At 74.1% G+C, this 19,312-nt stretch carries 16 protein-coding genes; 9 read left to right on the top strand and 7 right to left on the bottom strand.

Annotated features, from left to right (window positions below):
- Genes ACFY23_RS30380 through ACFY23_RS30370 form a run of 3 tightly spaced genes read left to right on the top strand, consistent with a single transcriptional unit; the run spans position 1 to position 5,128 of the window.
- Positions 1 to 1,260 carry a glycosyltransferase family 4 protein gene (locus tag ACFY23_RS30380; protein WP_350676769.1) on the top strand — a complete coding sequence of 420 codons (1,260 nt, stop codon included), beginning with the start codon at positions 1 to 3 and terminating at the stop codon, positions 1,258 to 1,260.
- Complete coding sequence (locus ACFY23_RS30375; RefSeq protein ID WP_350676772.1) at positions 1,257 to 2,453, top strand: glycosyltransferase family 4 protein; 1,197 nt, start codon at positions 1,257 to 1,259, stop codon at positions 2,451 to 2,453. Before ACFY23_RS30380 ends, ACFY23_RS30375 begins: the two co-directional genes overlap by 4 nt.
- On the top strand, positions 2,453 to 5,128 hold the full coding sequence (locus tag ACFY23_RS30370; protein WP_350676774.1) for an O-antigen ligase family protein: 2,676 nt from the start codon (positions 2,453 to 2,455) through the stop codon (positions 5,126 to 5,128). Before ACFY23_RS30375 ends, ACFY23_RS30370 begins: the two co-directional genes overlap by 1 nt.
- Before the next feature lie 272 nt (positions 5,129 to 5,400).
- Here ACFY23_RS30370 and ACFY23_RS30365 read toward each other — a convergent pair whose 3' ends face one another.
- Entirely contained in the window at positions 5,401 to 6,753 is a 1,353-nt protein-coding gene (locus tag ACFY23_RS30365; protein ID WP_350676777.1) for a hypothetical protein, read from the bottom strand.
- 197 nt (positions 6,754 to 6,950) lie between these two features.
- On the opposite strand from ACFY23_RS30365, the gene ACFY23_RS30360 reads away from it, so the two are divergent.
- The 6 genes from ACFY23_RS30360 to hutH are packed head-to-tail and all read left to right on the top strand — an operon-like array spanning position 6,951 to position 14,897.
- Entirely contained in the window at positions 6,951 to 7,802 is an 852-nt protein-coding gene (locus tag ACFY23_RS30360) for a MurR/RpiR family transcriptional regulator (RefSeq protein ID WP_350676779.1), read from the top strand.
- A 14-nt stretch (positions 7,803 to 7,816) separates the two neighbouring features.
- Complete coding sequence (hutU, locus tag ACFY23_RS30355; protein ID WP_350676782.1) at positions 7,817 to 9,496, top strand: urocanate hydratase; 1,680 nt, start codon at positions 7,817 to 7,819, stop codon at positions 9,494 to 9,496.
- A gap of 11 nt (positions 9,497 to 9,507) precedes the next feature.
- Positions 9,508 to 10,728 (top strand): allantoate amidohydrolase, encoded by a 1,221-nt coding sequence (locus tag ACFY23_RS30350; protein ID WP_350676784.1) that lies wholly within the window; start codon positions 9,508 to 9,510, stop codon positions 10,726 to 10,728.
- A complete protein-coding gene (locus ACFY23_RS30345) occupies positions 10,719 to 12,101 on the top strand; it encodes a formimidoylglutamate deiminase (RefSeq protein ID WP_350676787.1) in 1,383 nt (460 codons plus the stop codon). Before ACFY23_RS30350 ends, ACFY23_RS30345 begins: the two co-directional genes overlap by 10 nt.
- 58 nt (positions 12,102 to 12,159) lie before the next feature.
- Positions 12,160 to 13,362, top strand: coding sequence for an imidazolonepropionase (gene hutI, locus ACFY23_RS30340; RefSeq protein ID WP_350676789.1), 1,203 nt, complete (start codon positions 12,160 to 12,162; stop codon positions 13,360 to 13,362).
- Positions 13,359 to 14,897: a histidine ammonia-lyase gene (gene hutH / locus ACFY23_RS30335; protein WP_350676791.1), complete on the top strand. Its 1,539-nt coding sequence runs from the start codon at positions 13,359 to 13,361 to the stop codon at positions 14,895 to 14,897. The genes hutI and hutH overlap by 4 nt, the downstream gene beginning before the upstream one ends.
- A gap of 49 nt (positions 14,898 to 14,946) precedes the next feature.
- Here the strand turns inward: hutH and rdgB are convergent, their stop codons facing one another.
- The 6 genes from rdgB to ACFY23_RS30305 all read right to left on the bottom strand — a co-directional run bounded on the left by rdgB (position 14,947) and on the right by ACFY23_RS30305 (position 19,269).
- Entirely contained in the window at positions 14,947 to 15,567 is a 621-nt protein-coding gene (gene rdgB, locus ACFY23_RS30330) for an RdgB/HAM1 family non-canonical purine NTP pyrophosphatase (protein WP_350676793.1), read from the bottom strand.
- A complete protein-coding gene (gene rph / locus ACFY23_RS30325) occupies positions 15,564 to 16,289 on the bottom strand; it encodes a ribonuclease PH (protein WP_350676796.1) in 726 nt (241 codons plus the stop codon). Before rph ends, rdgB begins: the two co-directional genes overlap by 4 nt.
- Before the next feature lie 66 nt (positions 16,290 to 16,355).
- A complete protein-coding gene (locus ACFY23_RS30320; RefSeq protein WP_350676798.1) occupies positions 16,356 to 17,102 on the bottom strand; it encodes an MBL fold metallo-hydrolase in 747 nt (248 codons plus the stop codon).
- Between the two features lie 293 nt (positions 17,103 to 17,395).
- Positions 17,396 to 18,361 carry a pyridoxal-phosphate dependent enzyme gene (locus ACFY23_RS30315; protein WP_350676800.1) on the bottom strand — a complete coding sequence of 322 codons (966 nt, stop codon included), beginning with the start codon at positions 18,359 to 18,361 and terminating at the stop codon, positions 17,396 to 17,398.
- Between the two features lie 10 nt (positions 18,362 to 18,371).
- A complete protein-coding gene (locus ACFY23_RS30310) occupies positions 18,372 to 18,707 on the bottom strand; it encodes a MoaD family protein (RefSeq protein ID WP_350676803.1) in 336 nt (111 codons plus the stop codon).
- A 73-nt stretch (positions 18,708 to 18,780) separates the two neighbouring features.
- Positions 18,781 to 19,269, bottom strand: coding sequence for a M67 family metallopeptidase (locus tag ACFY23_RS30305; protein ID WP_350676806.1), 489 nt, complete (start codon positions 19,267 to 19,269; stop codon positions 18,781 to 18,783).
- Positions 19,270 to 19,312: the final 43 nt, after the last annotated feature.

Raw genomic sequence — 19,312 nt, 5'->3', positions numbered from 1 at the left:
ATGGGCGCTCCCGGTTACCCACTGCGGGTGGCGTACGTCCTCCTGCGCGACCCGGCCTACAGTGAGACCTTCATCACCTCCGAGATCGAGGCGGTCCGGGCGGCCGGTGCGACCGTTGAGGTCTTCGTCGCGCGGCAGGGCGGCCGGGACGCCGAGATGCAGCAAGTCGCCAGCACTGCCCTGCGGCACCCGCTCCGTTTCCAGGAGGAGGTGCGTGCGCTCGGCACGTCGTACCTGCCCCGGGCCGTTCTCGCGGCCGGCCATGCGGACCGGCTGTCCGGTCCGATCGCCAGCTTCCGCCCGGACGTGCTGCACACGCACTTCGTGAACCTGCCGACCGCCGTCGCCGCCCTGCTCGGCCGTCGGCTCGGGGTCCCGGTGACCGCGATGGCGCACGCCGCCGATTTTCTGCTGGACCCGAACGGCCCCGCCCTGGACCGCCGGCTCCAGCTGCTCAGCCACCTCTTCGTCATCTCGCAGGCCACCGCGGGGCAACTGACCGAGCGGGGCGCGAATCTGTCGACGATCCCGCACGGGGTGGTCCGGGCCGCGTTCGACGGCGAGATCGTCGAGCCACGGCCACGTCCCAGCGGCGACGTGACCCGCCTGGTCACCATCGCGCGGCTCGTGGAGAAGAAGGGTGTGGACACGGCGATCGACGGCGTCGCCCGACTGGTCCGGAACGGCGTTCCGGTGCGGTACGACGTGTACGGCGACGGACCACTCCAGGCGACGTTGCAGGAGCGGGCGAGCGCGGCAGGCCTCGCCGACGTGGTCACCTTCCACGGTGCGGTCACCCACCGGGTGGCGACTGCGGCGCTCGGCGACGCCGACGTCGCGGTGCTGCCGTGCCGCCGGGCGGCGGATGGTGACCTGGACGGCATCCCCGTCTTCCTCATGGAGGCCGCCAGCCGGGGAGTGCCGGTCGTGACGACCGCGGTGTCGGGCATCCCGGAGTTGATCGGCCCGACCGGCGGCTGGCAGGTGCCACCGGACGATCCGCAGGCCCTGGCCGACGCGGTGCGGCAGCTCATCCACAGCCCGGAGGAGCGGTGGCGACGGGCGGTCGACCTCGCGGCCCGGCTCCGCGAGGAGTTCTCTCCCGCGCTGCAGGCCCAGCGGCTGCTCGCCGTGTGGGGTCGGCTCGCGAGCCGCGGAGACGGCGCCGCGGTGGCCACCGACTCCAAGGGCTTCGGCACCGGGCCGGGGATCGGGACGGACCCGCAGGGCGCTACCGCCGGGGAGGCCGGGGGGAGATGAACCTGACGGTCGTCGTCACCTTCTTCCCACTCCCGCAGGACCGGGGCGACCCGATCCGGGTTCTGATGATGCTGCGCGCCCTGGCGCGGGTGCGGCCCTACACGCTGTTCGTGGTCCGCCGCCCGGAGACCACTCCGGAGCAGGTGACTCACCTGCGTGCCCTGCTGCCCGGTGTCACCGTTCGGGACTTCGGCGCCACGCCGTACCGGCTGAACCGGCTCGGGCCGGTCGGTCGCTACCAGGAATCCCTGCTCGACGGCATGCCACCGTGGGTACGCACGCGCTACAGCCAGGAGCTGCACGAGGCGCTCCGGTCCCGTACCGGGGCCGGCCTGGCCATCGGTGAGGCGGCCGGGGCGTACGTCCGGGACACCTCGCTTCGGTGGCACTGGGACAAGGCGAACGTGCTGGCCGCCAGCAGTCGCCAGGACGTCGACGAGGCGGCCGGTGTGGCGCACCACCTCAGGGCGCAGTACCTGGCCCGGATCTCCACCCGTTTCGAGGAGCAGGCCCTGGCGAACGCGACGACGGTCTCGGTCACCAGCGACGAGGAGGCGACGCGCCTGGCACAGGCGCACGGTCGGACGGCCGACTTCATCCTTCCCAGCTGCGTGCCGCTGCCCGACGGCCACGCGCCCCGCCCGCTCGACCGGCGACTGGTCTGGCTCAGCAGCTTCTCGTACCAGTCGAACCTGCTCGGCCTGCACCGGTTCCTTGCCGAGGGTTGGCCGCGGTTGAGCCGTGCCGGGTTCACTCTGGAACTGGTCGGCTCGGGTCTCACCGACCCGGTCCGTGACAGCTTGACCGGGTTCGAAGGTCTGGAGATCACCGGCTGGGCCCCCGATCTCCGCCCTGTGCTCGCCCGGGCCAGGGCAGCGGTGGTGCCGCTCTGGAGCGGGGCTGGGGTGAAGCTGAAGACCCTCACCCTCCTGGCTCACGCGGTTCCCGTGTTCAGCACGCCGGTGGGCCTCGAGGGCGTCCCTCCGACCGACGCGGTCCGCGCGGCCGACACCCCGGAAGGGCTCGCCGCCGCGCTCCTCGCGGCCAGCCCCGCGCAGCTCGACCGGATGGCCGCCGATGCGCAGCGTCTGGTGCGGGAACGGTTCTCGGAGGCGCACTTCGCGGGCCAACTGGTGGGCTCGCTCAGCCGGTACGGCTTGCTGGGCGACTCCGTGCCGCACGAGGGTCCATGATGTCGGCGCGGAAGCTGGTGTCCGCGTCCTTCGCGAACTTGTTGATCCCGATCAGCGGCCTGCTGGTCAGCCCGTTCCTCTCCCGTGAGCTGGGTCCCGAGGGTCGGGGCGTGTACGCGGCGTTGACCCTGCCGATCGTGGTGTGGGGCTGGATCGGGACATTCGGCCTCCAGGACGCGCTCAGCTACCACATCCGGCAGGGCAAGCTGTCCGCTCGCACCGCGGCGAGGGTGAGCCTGGTGGCGATGGCGCCGCTCAGCGCGCTCGCCGTCGGGCTGCTGACGGTGCTCGGGTTCTTCCTGTTCCCGGACGCCGACCAGTACCGTGAGTTCCTGGTTCTGGCGCTGTTCGCCCCTCTGCACGTCCTGGCGAACCTGTTCATCGGCGCGCTGACCGGCAACTCCGACATCAACGGGTTGAACCTGGTGAAGGTCGTGCCGGCAATGGTCCGGACCGGTCTGGTGATCTTCGCCTGCCTGGCGTTCGACGTGAACGCGTACCAGGCCGGGCTCATCTTCGCCGGCTCGGTCCTGGCCGGGTTGGTCTTCGGGCTGGTGCGGCTCTGGGCGGCGCCCGACGCGACCACGGTGGAGGCGGCGCCGCCGCGGGCACCCACCGGCTCGCTCATCCGTTACGCCCTGGCCTGCCTGCCCGGTGTGCTGGCCGCGGTCTCCAGCGCCCGGCTGGGCCAGATCATCGGGCTCCCGTTGATCGGCGCCCGCGAGCTCGGCTACTACGCGGTCGCGGTCAGTGTCGCGGAGATCCCGATGGTCATCGCCACCGCCGCCAGGTCGATGATGATGGGCCGCCAGGCCAGTGGGGACGCCCGGGCGGCGACCCAGGTCGCCCGGCTCGCGGTGCTGGCGTCCGCGGTCGCGTGCGGCATGCTGGCGCTGGCCGCCGGGTTCGCCGTGCCGCTGGTCTTCGGCACCGCCTTCACGCCGGCCGTGGTGCCGACCATCATCCTCTGCGCCGCCACCGTCCTGTACGCCTGCATGACCATCTACTCGGCGGCGCTGCTGGCACACAACCGTCCCGCCTGGTCGTCCACCGCGCTGGTGACGGGTTCCCTGGCCGGCGTGGTGGCGCTGCTCGCACTCGCCCCGTTCGGCGCCGTCGGGGCAGCGGTCGCGAGCTTCATCGGCTATACCGTCACGATGATCATCGCGGCGGTGGGGGTCGGGCGGGTGCCGGAGCTGCGCTCGCTACGCATGCTGACGGTGCCGTACGACGACGATGTGCGTCTGATCCGGGAAAGGGTCGCTGGGATGACGGCTCGTCCACGCCAGTCAGAGGTGACGGGCCACGGCCCGACCGAGGGGACGCCGGCAGTGCCGCGGGACACCTCGCTCGTAGGCCGTGCCGTAGCCACGTACCACCGGCTCGGCCTCGGCACCGTCGGGGTGGCCGCGCTGATCATCTTGGCCTGGCTGCGGATCGTGTCGGCGCAGACGATGCAGCTCCTCACCGCCGGGCGGCTGGAGTTCAACTCCCGCGACGTGAGCGGGTCGGCCGTGGCCGACCTGATCGGCGACGGTCTCACGCTGCTGTACCTGCTCCTGGCCGCCGGCCTCGCCGCGCACGGGGTCTGGCGGCACCGGCCAACCGGGTACCGGTGGCTCGCCGTCGCCCTCTCCGCGCTGCTGGCGATCGAGCTCGCTGGTCTGGTGCACGGGCAGACGCCCGGCGCCGTCGCGGCGGCCTTCCCGCTGACGGCGATCGCGATCTGGGCGCAGCGGCCTCGGACGGAGGTGCTGGGCGTCATCGGCGTCCTGGCTGGGGTGACCGCCCTCGGGTCGATGCTCTTCGCCGTCGTACGGCCCGACCTGGCGCTCCTCAGAGGGGCGGCGGCGGGCGACAAGACGGTCCTGCTCGGCGGCCTGCTCACCGGGCCGTACCTGCACTCGAACGTGCTCGGTCTCGCACTGGCGCTCAGTGTCGCCTTCGTCTTCTACCTACGCCACCCCGCGCTCCGCTGGACCAGCCTCGTCCTGATCTTCGGCGCCCTGATCTGGACCGGCTCGCGAACCAGCCAGCTCGCCGCAGCCGCGGTCGTCGGGTCGTACCTCGTGATCCGCCTGTTCCGGGGGCGGAGCTGGCCGGCCTCCACGGTGTTCGCCGCCGGAGCGTTGCTGGTGGGCGTGGTGCCGCTGATCACCAGCGACCCGGCGAGCTTCAGCGAGAGAGGCCAGATCTGGAGCGCCCTGCTCGAACGGTGGACCGAGAGCCCGTTGATCGGGTGGGGACCGGAGATCTTCCAGGATCCGGCGGTCACCGCCGAGATCGGCGGCCAGTTCAACCACGGCCACAACGTCATGGTGCAGATACTCGTCGTCGGCGGCCTGGTGGCCCTCGTGCCGTTCGTGCTGCTGTGTGCCGTGGTCTGGAAGCGGGCCGCCGCGCTCACCGCCGACGGTCAGCCGGCTCCACTGCTCTTCCTCGTCGCGCTCGCGCAGGTGTCATGGCTGGAGGCGTCCCACGTATCGACGACGCTGACCGGCTACGTGACCTGGCTGCCCTTGCTGGCGATCGCGCTCGTCGGACGACCGGCGGCACCGCTCTCTCCGGACGCGGGTCCGCGCCCTGCGCCGCCGTCGGAACGGCCGGCGATCGCCCGGGGGCGGATGCCGGTGCCGATGCCCACGACCGCCGAGCGGCAGGCGCTCCTGCCGTAGCGCCTCATTCTGACCGGCACGGCCTCGGCGTGCCCCCGCCCGACACAGGCTCACGGGGTGGCCGCCCGACCGCCGGCACCGGTTGCCGGCGACCACCCCGCCACCGACGGTGTCGCCGGTCCAGAGTGCCCGGGCCGGCCGGGGCGGGGAAGCCCCGTCCGGGGAATGCCGGGGGACCGGCGGCCAAACGGACGCGGCACTCCCGGCTTGGGCGGGAAGGCCCGCCGGGAGTGCTCAGGGCCAGCGGGCCAGCGGATGCCGGCTGTGGCGCGTCAGAAGACGGCGACGTTGCGGAGGTAGTTGGCGACCCGGCGCAGCCGGTTGGCGCCATCGACCGGCGACGTCATCCGGAACACGAGCTGACGGTCGACGCGGCCGCTGTCGCCGCCTCGCCAGTAGGCGACGATCACCAGGCCGTACCGCTGCTCACCGTCGATCTGCAGCTGGCTGGACTCGGCGAAGGTGACGTTCTCCCCAGCACGCGTCCACTGCAGGTTCCAGGCTTCCTCCGCCTGGCGCATGGCGGTCTGCCGCTTCGCGTCGCAGGGCTGCTCGCAGTCCCGCACGATCAGCTCGCCGCCGATCGCGTCGGCCCCGGTCGCGGGCGTACCGCAGTTGTACTTGACGAACCCCTCGCCTCTGCCGGCGAGGGTGCAGTCCCAGTCCACCGGCACCTTGACCGGGAAGGCGAGACCCTCCAGACCGGTCAGGGTGCGGACGTTGTCGCGCGCACCGAACTTCGGCCACTGGGCCGGCCACGAGCCGGACTTCGGCGGCTCGATACCGGGCGACTGCGGCGGCGACGTCGGCAACGCCGGTGGCGCGGCCGTGCTGCTGCTGCTGCTCGGCGACGCCGCCACCGGCGGCGCCTCCTGGTCGTCCGACCCGGACCAGAGGAACACGCCACCGGCGCCGGCGAGCACCACCAGGACCAGCGCGGCGATCCCGACCAGGAGCCCGGTGCGCCGACGGCGCGGCTTCGAGGGCGTGATGCGGCGTTCCGGCGGAGCGAACGGGTCGTTCGGCGGCAACCCGGTGGACGGGCGGGGCTGCACGACCGGCATCTGGACCGTGGCGCCGGCCGCCGGCGCCGGGACACCCTGGGACGCGGCGGGCGAGGCCGGAGTGGCCGAGACCGGGGCCGGGGACGCCGACACCGGTTGGCCGGAGACCGGGTTCACCTGCACCGCCCAGGGCTCGTGCGGCACCCCCGACACGGACTGGGGAACCCCGGAGACCTGGTGCGGAACACCGGAGACGGGATAAGCCACCCCGCTGACCGGCTGGGGCATGCCCGAGACCGGGCGTTCGGCCGGCACCGGGGTGTACTCCACACCGAGCGCGCGGAACAGCTTCTCCGCCCCCGGTCCGACCTCCGAGGAGTACGCCACCCAGGGCGCGGTGGCCGAGAAGTCGGCGTACGCGTAGGGCAGGGGGTCCGCCGCCTGCGCCAGGGAGTTCGTCATCCCGACGAACGCCTCCCGCCAACCAGGCGCAGCGGCGACGTTGGCGTCCAGGACGGCCACGGTGACGAGGCGTCCCTGCTCGTCGATCGCCGCCCACGCCTTACCCACCGGAGACCCGCCCAGCACGTGGGTGAACCTGTAGGGACCTGCCGGCTGCATGCCTACTCCTCTGCTCAACCGCCGTGCGGATCCTACAGAGGTGGCGCCAGTGCTTCCGCCCACCCGTCGCGGGCCCGACACGTGCTGAGACGCGCGACGGGCCCGCTGTGCGTCGCCACGTCACTCGTCCGTCCCGCACCGCGAGCCTTCGGGCAGGTCCCTTGCCCTCTGAAAGTTTCTATGCATAGAGTCGGCGTGTGAATGACGGAGCTGTCGCGGCGCCCACCGAGCAGGTGCTTGACCTGTTCCAGGGGGTCCGGCTCACCCCGACCCAGCGCCGGATCGCGCACTGCCTGGTGCAGCACGCGCCGACGGCGGCGTACCTGTCGGCGGCCGAGGTGGCCGAGCTGGCGGGGGTCAGCCAGCCGTCGGTCACCCGGTTCGCGGTGGCGCTCGGCCACGACGGCTACCCCGCGCTGCGCCGCCGGCTCCGCGAGCTGACCGCCGGCACGCCGGGCGGCCCCGCCGGTGCGGGCAACGAGCTCCAGCAGGCGGTACGCGCCGAGATCGGCAACCTCGACCGGCTCGCCGGGCAGCTCGCCGACCGGGACCGGATCGCCGAGACCGGGCGGCTGCTGGCCGCCAGCCGTCCCCTGCCGGTGCTCGGCCTGCGGGCCGCCGCGCCGTTGGCCGCGTACTTCGCCTACTTCGCCGCCAAGGTGCACCCCGACGTGCGGGTGCTCGACGACGGCGGCAGCCTGCTCACCGACCGCCTCGAACAGGCCGCCGCGGCCGGGGCGAGCGCCCTGCTCGCCTTCGTGCTCCCCCGCTACCCCCGCGAGACCCTGGACGCGCTGTGCGAGGCGCGCGCCGCCGGCCTGCGTGTGGTGGCCATCACCGACTCGCCGGTCAGCCCGGCCACCGAGCACGCCGACGTGGTGCTGCCCGCCGCGGTCGGCGCGCAGCTCGTCTTCGACCTGCACACCGCCCCGATGACCCTGGCCATGGTGCTGCTCCAGGCCATCTGCGACGCCGACCCCGCCGACACCCAACGCCGGCTGGAGGCCTTCGAGGCGTCCGCCGCCCGCCGCCAGCTGTTCCTCGGCTGAGAGGAGACCCCGAGATGTCCCAGCCCGTCCGCGCCGCGCGCGGCACCGAACGCACCGCCCGTGGTTGGCCGCAGGAGGCCGCGCTGCGGATGCTGATGAACAACCTCGACCCGGAGGTGGCCGAGCGCCCCGAGGACCTGGTGGTCTACGGCGGCACCGGCAAGGCGGCGCGGGACTGGCCGTCGTACCACGCGCTGGTGCGCACCCTGACCGACCTGCGCGACGACGAGACCATGCTGGTGCAGTCCGGCCGGCCCGTCGGCGTGCTGCGTACCCACGAGTGGGCGCCGCGGGTGCTGCTGGCCAACTCCAACCTGGTCGGCGACTGGGCCACCTGGCCGGAGTTCCGCCGGCTGGAGCAGCTCGGCCTGACCATGTACGGGCAGATGACGGCCGGCTCCTGGATCTACATCGGCACCCAGGGCATCCTCCAGGGCACCTACGAGACGTTCGCCGCCGTCGCCGCGAAGCTCGCCGGCGCCCGCGGCGACGGGCAGGAGGTGGGCGCCGGCACCCTGGCCGGCACGCTGACGCTGACCGCCGGGTGCGGCGGGATGGGCGGGGCACAGCCCCTCGCCGTCACCATGAACGGGGGCGCCTGCCTGATCGTCGACGTGGACCGGACGCGGCTGGACCGCCGGGTGCACGACCGCTACCTCGACGAGGTCGCCGACTCCCTCGACGACGCCGTCGAGCGGGCACTCGCCGCGAAGCGGGACCGCCGCGCGCTGAGCGTCGGCGTGGTCGGCAACGCGGCCACCGTCTTCCCCGAGCTGCTGCGCCGGGGGGTCGCCGTCGACATCGTCACCGACCAGACGAGCGCGCACGACCCGCTGTCGTACCTGCCCGAGGGGGTGGAGCTGGCCGACGCCCGGGACTACGCGGCGGCGAAGCCGGCCGAGTTCACCGACCGGGCGCGGGCGTCGATGGCGAAGCACGTCGAGGCGATGGTCGGGTTCCTCGACGCCGGGGCGGAGGTCTTCGACTACGGCAACTCGATCCGGGGCGAGGCGAAGCTCGGCGGGTTCGAGCGGGCCTTCGACTTCCCCGGCTTCGTGCCCGCGTACATCCGGCCGCTGTTCTGCGAGGGCAAGGGCCCGTTCCGGTGGGCGGCGCTCTCCGGCGACCCGGCCGACATCGCCGCCACCGACCGGGCGATCCTGGAGCTGTTCCCGGAGAACGAGTCCCTCGCGCGGTGGATCCGGATGGCCGGCGAGCGGGTCGCGTTCCAGGGCCTGCCGGCGCGGATCTGCTGGCTCGGCTACGGCGAGCGAGACAAGGCCGGGGTGCGGTTCAACGAGATGGTCGCCTCCGGCGAGCTGAGCGCGCCCGTGGTGATCGGCCGGGACCACCTGGACTGCGGCAGCGTCGCCAGCCCCTACCGGGAGACCGAGGCGATGGCCGACGGCTCCGACGCGATCGCCGACTGGCCGCTGCTCAACGCGCTCGTCAACACCGCCAGCGGGGCCTCCTGGGTGTCGATCCACCACGGCGGCGGGGTCGGCATCGGCCGGTCCATCCACGCCGGGCAGGTCTGCGTCGCCGACGGCACCGCCCTGGCCGGGCAGAAGATCGAGCGGGTGCTCACCAACGACCCGGCGATGGGTGTGATCCGGCACGTCGACGCCGGCTACGACGCCGCCCGCGAGGTCGCCACGCGCACCGGCGTCCGCACCCCCATGGCCGAGGCGTGAGGCGGGGCACCTTGCTAACGGATTTGGTAGAGGAAGGGTCCCTTCCTTACAGGTTCCGGGCGCTGTGGGACGAGATCGCGCCGGTCGGGCGGGACGACCGCAGCGGCGGCTACCTGCGGTACGCGCTGACCGAGCCGGAGCTGCGGCTGCGGGAGTGGTTCCGCGACCAGGCCGGCCGGCGCGGCATGCCGGTCACCGACGACGGCAACGGCAACCTGTTCGCCTGGTGGGGTGAGCCGGAGGCCGGCGGCGCGGTGCTGACCGGCAGCCACTTCGACTCGGTGCCGCACGGCGGGGCGTACGACGGGCCGCTCGGCATCGTCAGCGCGTTCCTCGCCGTCGACGAGCTGCGCGCGGCCGGCGTCGCGCCGGCCCGCCCGCTGGTGGTCGGCGCCTTCGTCGAGGAGGAGGGGGCGCGGTTCGGCGTACCGTGCCTCGGGTCGCGGCTGCTCACCGGGGAGATCGCGGTGGACCGCGCGGCCGGGTTGCGCGACGCCGCCGGGGTGAGCTTCGCCGAGGCGCTGGGCGACCGGCCGGCGGGCGCCCGGCCGGAGTTGGTGGGCCGCTTCGCCGCCTTCGTCGAGCTGCACGTCGAGCAGGGCCGCGCGCTGGTCGAGGGCGACGCGCCCGTCGCGGTCGCCAGCGCCATCTGGCCGCACGGCCGCTGGCGCTTCGAGTTCACCGGCGAGGGCAACCACGCGGGTACGACCCGGATGGCCGACCGCCGCGACCCCATGCTGACGTACGCCTTCACCGTGCTGGCGGCGAACAAGGAGGCCCGGCTGCGCGACGCCCACGCCACCGTCGGCCGGGTGTCGGTGGAGCCGAACGCCACCAACGCGATCCCGTCGAAGGTGACCGGGTGGCTGGACGCCCGCGCCGCCGAGCCGGACACGCTGACCGGGCTGGTCGACGCGGTGCGCGCCAAGGCCGCCGAGCGGGCCCGCCGGGACGGCACGGAGGTGGCGCTGACCGAGGAGTCCGCCACCCCGCTGGTCGCCTTCGACGGCGGGCTGGCCGGCCGGCTCGCGGCCCTGCTCGACGCGCCGGTGCTGCCGACCGGGGCGGGCCACGACGCCGGGGTGCTCGCCGCGCACGTGCCCACGGCGATGCTGTTCGTGCGCAACCCGACCGGGGTGTCGCACTCCCCGGCCGAGTCGGCCACCGACGCCGACTGCGCCGCCGGGGTGACCGCCCTGGCCCGGGTGCTGGAGGAGCTGGCATGCCGGTGAGCGGGGCGCACGAGACGACCGGGACCCGCTGGCTCGCCGAGTACGCGTGGCTGCCCGACCACGCCGAACCGACCGCCGACGTGCTGATCGAGACGGCCGGCGGGCGGATCACGGGCGTCACGCCGCTGACCGCCGGGAGCGAACCACCCGCCGGCGTGGAGGTGCTCGGCGACGCGGTCCGGCTGCCCGGGCTGACCCTGCCCGGGCTCGCCAACGCGCACTCGCACGCCTTCCACCGGGCGCTGCGCGGGCGCACCCACGGCGGCCGCGGCGACTTCTGGACGTGGCGCGACCGGATGTACGCGGTCGCCGCCCGCCTGGACCCGGACTCGTACCTGGCCCTGGCCCGGGCGGTCTACGCCGAGATGGCGCTGGCCGGCGTCACCTGCGTGGGCGAGTTCCACTACCTGCACCACGGCCCGGACGGCACCCCGTACGCCGACCCGAACGCGATGGGCGCGGCGCTGGTCGAGGCCGCCGCGCACGCCGGGATCCGGATCACCCTGCTGGACACCTGCTACCTCACCGCCACCGTCGACGGGCGGCCGCTCACCGGGCCGCAGCGGCGGTTCGGCGACGGCGACGCGCTGCGCTGGGCGGAGCGGGCCGGCGCGTTCACGCCCGCCGACGACCACGCCCGGGTGGGCGCCGCGATCCACTCGGTGCGCGCCGTGCCGGCCGGGCAGCTCGCCACGGTGGCCAACTGGGCGGACCGGCGGGGCGCGCCCCTGCACGTGCACCTGTCCGAGCAGCCCGCCGAGAACGACGCCTGCCGGGCCGTGCACGGCCGCACCCCGGCCCGGCTGCTCGCCGACCACGGGGCGCTCGGCCCGGACACCACGGCCGTGCACGCCACCCACCTGACCGGCGGCGACCTCACGCTGCTCGGCGACGCCGGTACCGGCGTCTGCCTCTGCCCGACCACCGAGCGGGACCTGGCCGACGGGATCGGTCCGGCCCGGCGGATGGTCGACGTCGGGCTGCCGCTCAGCCTGGGCAGCGACAGCCACGCCGTGGTCGACCTCTTCGAGGAGGCGCGCGCGGTCGAGCTGGACGAGCGGCTGCGCACCCGCCGCCGCGGCCACTTCGGCGCCGCCGAGCTGCGGGACGCGGCCACCGTGGGCGGCCACGCCGCGCTGGGCTGGCGCGACGCCGGGCGGCTCGCCGTGGGAGCCCGCGCCGACCTGGTGACGGTACGGCTGGACAGCCCGCGCACGGCCGGCGTACCGCCGGTGGGGGTCTGGTTCGCGGCGGGCGCCGCGGACGTCGCGCAGGTCGTGGTGGACGGCCGGGTGGTGGTGCGCGACGGCCGCCACCTGACGATCGACGTGCCGGCCGAGCTGACCGCGGCCATCGAGGAGGTGACGCGGTGAGCGCGAGGAGTGAGCCGGTCCTGCGAGCCCCGCAGTCGCGACCGGAGGGGAGCACCGCGTGAGCAGTCTGCTGGTCGACGACATCGGCGAGCTGGTGACCAACGACGGCGGCGGCGAGGGCGGCCCGCTGGGCATCCGCCGCGACGTCGCCCTCCTGGTCGAGGACGGCCGGGTGGCCTGGGTCGGGCCGGCCCGGGACGCGCCGGCCGCCGACCGGCGCGTCGACGCCGGGGGCGCCGCCGTGCTCCCCGGCTTCGTGGACAGCCACGCCCACCTGGTGTTCGCCGGGGACCGGGCCGCCGAGTTCGCCGCCCGGATGGCCGGGCAGCCGTACACCGGCGGCGGCATCCGGACCACGGTCGGCGCCACCCGGGCCGCCTCCGACGACGAGCTGCGGGCCACGGTGCGCCGGCTGCGCGACGAGGCGATGCGGCAGGGCACCACCACCATCGAGATCAAGAGCGGGTACGGCCTCACCGTCGCCGACGAGGCCCGCTCCCTGGCGATCGCCGCCGAGGTCAGCGACGAGACCACGTTCCTCGGCGCCCACGTCGTCCCCGCCGAGTACGCCGACCGCCCCGACGACTACGTCGGGCTGGTCTGCGGGCCGATGCTGGCCGCGGCCGCCCCGCACGCGCGCTGGATCGACGTGTTCTGCGAGCGGGGCGCGTTCGACGCGGACCACACCCGGGCGATCCTGACCTGCGGCCAGGCCGTCGGGCTCGGCGTGCGGGTGCACGCCAACCAGCTCGGCCCGGGGCCGGGCGTCCAGCTCGGCGTCGAGCTGGGCGCGGCGAGCGTCGACCACTGCACCCACCTGACCGACGCCGACGTCGACGCGCTGGCCTCCAGCCGGGTCGACGGCGGGTGCGCCGAGGGCGGGCACACCGCCACCGTCGCGACCCTGCTGCCGGGCGCCGAGTTCTCCACCCGCTCGCCGTACCCGGACGCCCGCCGGTTGCTCGACGCCGGCGTCACCGTGGCGCTGGCGACCGACTGCAACCCCGGCTCGTCGTACACCTCGTCGATGCCGTTCTGCGTCGCGCTCGCCGTACGCGAGATGCGGATGACCCCGGCGGAGGCCGTCTGGGCCGCGACCGCCGGCGGCGCGCGGGCGCTGCGCCGCGACGACGTCGGGGTGCTCAGGCCCGGGGCGCGGGCCGACCTGGTGATCCTCGACGCCCCGTCCCACCTGCACCTGGCCTACCGGCCGGGTGTGCCACTGATCCGCCAGGTCCTGCACAACGGAGCACCGCAATGACGTCTGTTTCCATCCAGCCCACCGGGATCTTCCCCGCCGACGTGCTCGCCGTGGCGCGCGGCACCGCCAAGGTCGTGCTCGACCCGGCCGCCGTGGACGCGATGACCGCCAGCCGGTCCATCGTGGACGACATCGAGGCCGCCGGCCGGCCGGTCTACGGCGTCTCCACCGGGTTCGGGGCCCTCGCCAACACCTTCGTCGCGCCGGAGCGGCGGGCCGAGCTGCAGCACGCGCTGATCCGCTCGCACGCCGCCGGCGTGGGCGCGCCGATGCCGCGCGAGGTGGTGCGGGCGATGATGCTGCTGCGGGTCCGCTCGCTGGCGCTCGGCCGCTCCGGGGTCCGGCCGCTGGTCGCCGAGGCGCTGGTCGACCTGCTCAACCACGAGGTGACGCCGTGGGTGCCGGAGCACGGCTCGCTGGGCGCCTCCGGCGACCTGGCGCCGCTGGCGCACTGCGCGCTGGTGCTGCTGGGCGAGGGCTGGGTGCTGGGCCCGGCCGGTGAGCGCGTCCCCGCCGCCGACGCGCTGCGCCGGGCCGGTCTGACGCCGATCGAGCTGGCCGCGAAGGAGGGGCTGGCGCTCATCAACGGCACCGACGGCATGCTCGGCATGCTGCTGCTGGCGATCCACGACGCGGCGCACCTGTTCACCATGGCCGACGTCACCGCCGCCCTCGCCATCGAGGCGATGCTCGGCTCGGAGCGGCCGTTCCTGCCCGAGCTGCACGCCATCCGGCCGCACCCCGGGCAGTCGGCCTCGGCGGCGAACATCCACCGGCTGCTCCAGAACTCCCGGGTGATGGACTCGCACCGCGACGACCTGGCGCACGCGGTGCAGGACGCGTACTCGATGCGCTGTGCCCCCCAGGTGGCCGGGGCGGCCCGGGACACGCTGGACTTCGTCCGCACGGTGGCCGACCGGGAACTGGTCTCGGTGGTGGACAACCCGGTGGTGCTGCCGGACGGCCGCGTCGAGTCGACCGGAAACTTCCACGGCGCGCCCCTCGGCTTCGCCGCGGACTTCCTGGCCATCGCCGCCGCCGAGGTCGGCGCGATCGCCGAGCGCCGGGTCGACCGGCTGCTCGACGTCACCCGGTCCCGGGAGCTGCCGGCGTTCCTCTCCCCCGACGCCGGGGTCAACTCCGGGCTGATGATCGCCCAGTACACGGCGGCCGGGATCGTCGCGGAGAACCGTCGGCTCGCCGCGCCCGCCTCGGTGGACTCGCTGCCCACCAGCGGCATGCAGGAGGACCACGTCTCGATGGGCTGGGCGGCGGCCAAGAAGCTGCGCACGGTGCTGGACAACCTGACCAGCCTGCTCGCGGTCGAGCTGCTCGCCGCCGTACGCGGTCTCCAGCTACGCGCCCCGCTCGACCCGTCGCCGGCGGGTCGGGCGGCTGTCGCGGCGCTCGGCGGGATCGCCGGGGAGCCGGGGCCGGACGTGTTCCTCGCCCCGCTGATGGAGGCCGCCCGGGCCGTGGTGGCCGGGCCCGAGCTGCGCGCCGCCATCGAGCGCGAGACCGGGCCCCTCGCCTGAATCGGGGAAGCTGACGGACGGGCGGGCCGGTGGCCCGCCCGTCCGGCGTTCAGGCGGTGGCCGGGGGCAGCACCTTCGCCACCAGCTTGGCCAGCTCGCGCAGCGCCTTGCCGCGGTGGCTGACCGCGTCCTTCTCCTGCGGCGTCAGCTCGGCGTTGGTCCGGTCCTGGCCGTCGCCCAGGAAGATCGGGTCGTAGCCGAAGCCGCCGTCGCCGCGCGGCGAACGCAGCAGCCGTCCGGTCTGCCGGCCGTCGACCAGGTGCTCCTTGCCGCCGGGCAGCACCAGGGCCACCGTGCAGACGAAGGACGCCCCCCGGTGCTCGTCGGCGAGGTCCGCGATCTGGTCCAGCACGAGCTGGAGGTTGGCCTGGTCGTCGCCGTGCCGGCCGGCCCAGCGGGCGCTGAACACCCCCGGCATGCCGTTCAGCGCGTCGACGGCGAGGCCGGAGTCGTCGGCGATCGTCGGCATGCCGGTGCGCCGGCAGCCCTCCCGCGCCTTGATCAGGGCGTTCTCGCCGAAGGTGAGGCCGGTCTCCGGCAGCTCCGGGTATTCCTCGACGTCGTCGAGGCCGAGCAGGGCGACGCGGTGCGCGCCGAGCGCGCCGTCGAGGATCCGCTGCAGCTCGATGAGCTTCTTGCGGTTACGGGTGGCGAGCAGCACCTTGTTCATGAGAGAGCCTTCCGCTGGGCTTCGGCCAGTTCCACGCAGCCGGCCACGGCCAGGTCGAGCAGGGCGTCGAGCTGCTCGCGGGCGAACACGCCCGCCTCCCCGGTGCCCTGCACCTCGACGAACTCGCCGGCGCCGGTGCAGACCACGTTCATGTCGACCTCGGCGGTCACGTCCTCGGCGTAGTCGAGGTCGAGCCGAGGCTCGCCGCCGATGACGCCGACGCTGACGGCGGCCACCGAGCGGTGCATCACCTTCTCCGGCTTGCCGGTCAGCGCCTTGCGCCCGGCCAGCCAGGTCACCGCGTCGTGCAGCGCCACGTACGCGCCGGTGATCGCCGCGGTGCGGGTGCCGCCGTCGGCCTGGAGCACGTCGCAGTCGAGCACGATCGAGTTCTCGCCGAGCGCCTTCAGGTCGATCGAGGCCCGCAGGCTCCGGCCGATCAGCCGCGAGATCTCGTGCGTACGCCCGCCGACGCGCCCCTTCACGCTCTCCCGGTCGGAGCGGGTGTTGGTGGCGCGGGGCAGCATCGCGTACTCGGCGGTGACCCAGCCGAGCCCGGAGCCCTTGCGCCAGCGGGGCACCCCCTCGGTCACGCTGGCGGTGCAGAGCACCCGGGTGCCGCCGAACTCCACGAGCACCGAGCCCTCCGGATGGGTGCTCCAGCCCCGGGTCAACGTCACAGGTCGGAGTTCGTCGGGTCGCCGCCCGTCAGGTCGCGCCATGCCTGCACCCTATGCAATGCCGTGATCGAACCGCCCCGCGGTGTCCCGACGCGCGGGCACGCGCGGTCAGATCTCGTAGCTGGCGCCGGGCCGGACCACCTCGAGCGGGCCGGTGTACGCGGCGCCCGCCGTCTCGACGGTGTGCGCCTCGCTGCCCCAGGCGGCCACGAGGTGGGTCAGCAGCAGCCGGCCCACGCTCGCCTTGGTCGCCGCCTCGCCGGCCTCCCGGCCGGTCAGGTGCAGGTCCGGCGGGTTGTCCACGCCGTCGAGGTAGCTCGCCTCGCACAGGAAGACGTCGGCGTCCTGGGCGAGCCGGAGCAGCGCGTCGCAGGGCGCGGTGTCCGAGGAGTAGCAGAGCACCCGGCCGTCGTGCTCCAGCCGGACGCCGTACGTCTCGACGGGGTGGTTGACCCGGTCGACGGTGACGCTGAACGGGCCGATCGGGAAGGTGCCGGGCTGGAGGGCGTAGAACTGGTACACGTCCTCGACCGTGCTGTCCTCCTGCCCGTACGCGGCCGCCAGCCGGTCGGGCGCGCCGGACGGGGCGTAGACCGGCAGCGGCGGGTAGGGCCCGTCCGGGGCGTAGCGGCGGACCACCACGTAGGACGCGGCGTCGAGGATGTGGTCGCAGTGCAGGTGGGTCAGCAGGATGGCGTCGGGGGCGTGCAGCCCGGCGTAGCGCTGGAGGTTGGACAGCGACCCGGAGCCGAAGTCGACCAGGAGTCGGAACCCGTCGGCCTCGACCAGGTAGGCCGAACAGGGGGACTCGGGGCCGGGAAAACTGCCGGCGCAGCCCAGCACGGTCAGGCGCATCGAGTGGTCTCGCTGTCACACTGCGTAGTGATCGCGCCGACGGCCACTCTCTCGATGATCTCTACCGACGCGTGCGCCACGCTGCGCAGCCTACGCCGGCACGCGGGGCGGCAAGAATCATCCACAGGAAGTTGTCACCAACGTGACACCCGCCCCGCGCCCGCCGCGCCACGCGCTCCCGGTGCGTGACGAGCCGGGACCCGACGGTAGCGCTGCGTGAGCGGGGCGGCCACCGCGGCCGGCAACCGCCGGCAGGGCCACCGGCGCGCGGCGGTGACCCTGCGGCGGCTTCCTCAGGCCCAGAGCTGGCCCTCCAACGCCTCCTCGGCGTCGGCCAGGGTGCCGCCGTACGCGCCGGTGGAGAGGTATTTCCAGCCGCCGTCGGCGACCACGAACGCCACGTCGGCGCGGCGGCCGTCGCGGACCGCCTCGTGCGCCACCGCGAGGGCGGCGTGCAGGATCGCGCCGGTGGAGAAGCCCGCGAAGATGCCCTCGACCTCCACCAGTTGCCGGGTCCGCAGCACCGCGTCCCGGGTGCCGACGGAGAAGCGCCGGGACAGCACGGTGGCGTCGTAGAGCTCCGGGACGTATCCCTCGTCGATGTTGCGCAGCCCGTAGACCAGCTCGCCGTAGCGCGGCTCGGCCGCGACGACCTGGATCCCGTCGACCTTCTCGCGCAGGTAGCGCCCGGTGCCCATCAGCGTCCCGGTGGTGCCGAGGCCGGCCACGAAGTGCGTGATCGTGGGCAGGTCGTGCAGCAGCTCGGGGCCGGTCGTCTCGTAGTGCGCACGGGCGTTCGCCTCGTTGCCGTACTGGAAGAGCATCACCCAGTCGGGGTGCTCAGCCGCGATCTGCTTCGCCGTGGCCACCGCCTGGTTCGAGCCGCCCGCCGCCGGCGAGAAGATGATCTCCGCACCGTACATCCGGAGCAGTTGCACCCGCTCGGTCGAGACGTTCTCCGGCATCACGCAGACCAGCCGGTAGCCGCGCAGCTTCGCCACCATGGCCAGCGAGATGCCGGTGTTGCCGCTGGTCGGTTCGAGGATGGTGTCGCCGGGCCGGAGCCGGCCGGCCTCCTCGGCCGCGCGGACCATGAACAGGGCCGCCCGGTCCTTGATGCTGCCGGTCGGGTTCCGGTCCTCCAGCTTGGCCCAGAGCCGCACCGGCGGCGCCCCCTCGGGCACCGTCGGGGAGAGCCGGGGCAGGCCCACCAGGGGCGTGCCCCCGCACGCGTCGAGGAGGCTGTCGTACCGCGCCATCGCGGCCGCCTCAGCCGGCGGCGACGGACGCGCGCTGGCCGGCGATCGCCGCGGCGGCGGCGAAGCCGAACGCGCCGCCGGCGACGGCCGGCAGGATGGTCACGCTGTCGCCGTCGTTGAGCTTGGCGTCGAGCGCGCCGAGGAAGCGGACGTCCTCGTCGTTGACGTAGACGTTGACGAAGCGGTGCAGCGCCCCGGTGTCGGTGACCAGCCGGGCGCGGAGGCCGGCGTGCCGGGAGTCCAGGTCGGCGAGCAGGTCGCCGAGCGTGTCGCCGGCGCCCTCGACGACCTTCGCGCCGCCGGTGTAGCTGCGCAGGATGGTGGGGATGCGAACCTCGATGGCCATGATGTCGTGCTCCTCGGTGATGATCGGGTGTGCCGGAAGGTGACGGGACGTGGACGGGTGACGCGGCGCTGGGTCAGCGGCCGGAACACTCGTAGTCGACCGTCGCCGGGCTCTGCCCGAACATGTAGGACTGCACGGCGTGCGGGTCCACCCCCGCGTCGAGGATGCGCACCGGCTCCTCGGTCACCACGCCGTCGACGATCCGGAAGGAGCGGATCTCCTCCGTGTCGGGCTCGCGCGTGGAGACCAGCAGGTAGTGCGCGCCCGGCTCACCCGCGAAGGAGATGTCCGTCCGGGACGGGTAGGCCTCCGTGGCGGTGTGCGAGTGGTAGATGACGACGGGCTCCTCGTCCCGGTCGTCCATCTCGCGCCACACCCGCAACTGCTCCATCGAGTCGAACTCGTAGAACGTCATGGAGCGGGCGGCGTTGTCCATCGGGATGTGCCGGGTGGGGGTGTCGCTGCCGGCGGGACCGGCGACCACGCCACACGCCTCGTCGGGGTGGTCCCGACGCGCGTGGGCGACGATCGCGTCGACGATCGACCGGTCGATGCTCAGCACGTGCTCCAGCCTAACGCGTGTGGGGCAGCAGCTTAAGGTGGTG

It is taken from the genome of Micromonospora sp. NPDC000121 (genome assembly GCF_042899165.1).
Taxonomy (GTDB): domain Bacteria; phylum Actinomycetota; class Actinomycetes; order Mycobacteriales; family Micromonosporaceae; genus Micromonospora.
The sequence above is the reverse complement of the archived record's forward strand: the minus strand, read 5'-3'. Positions and strand labels throughout refer to the sequence as shown.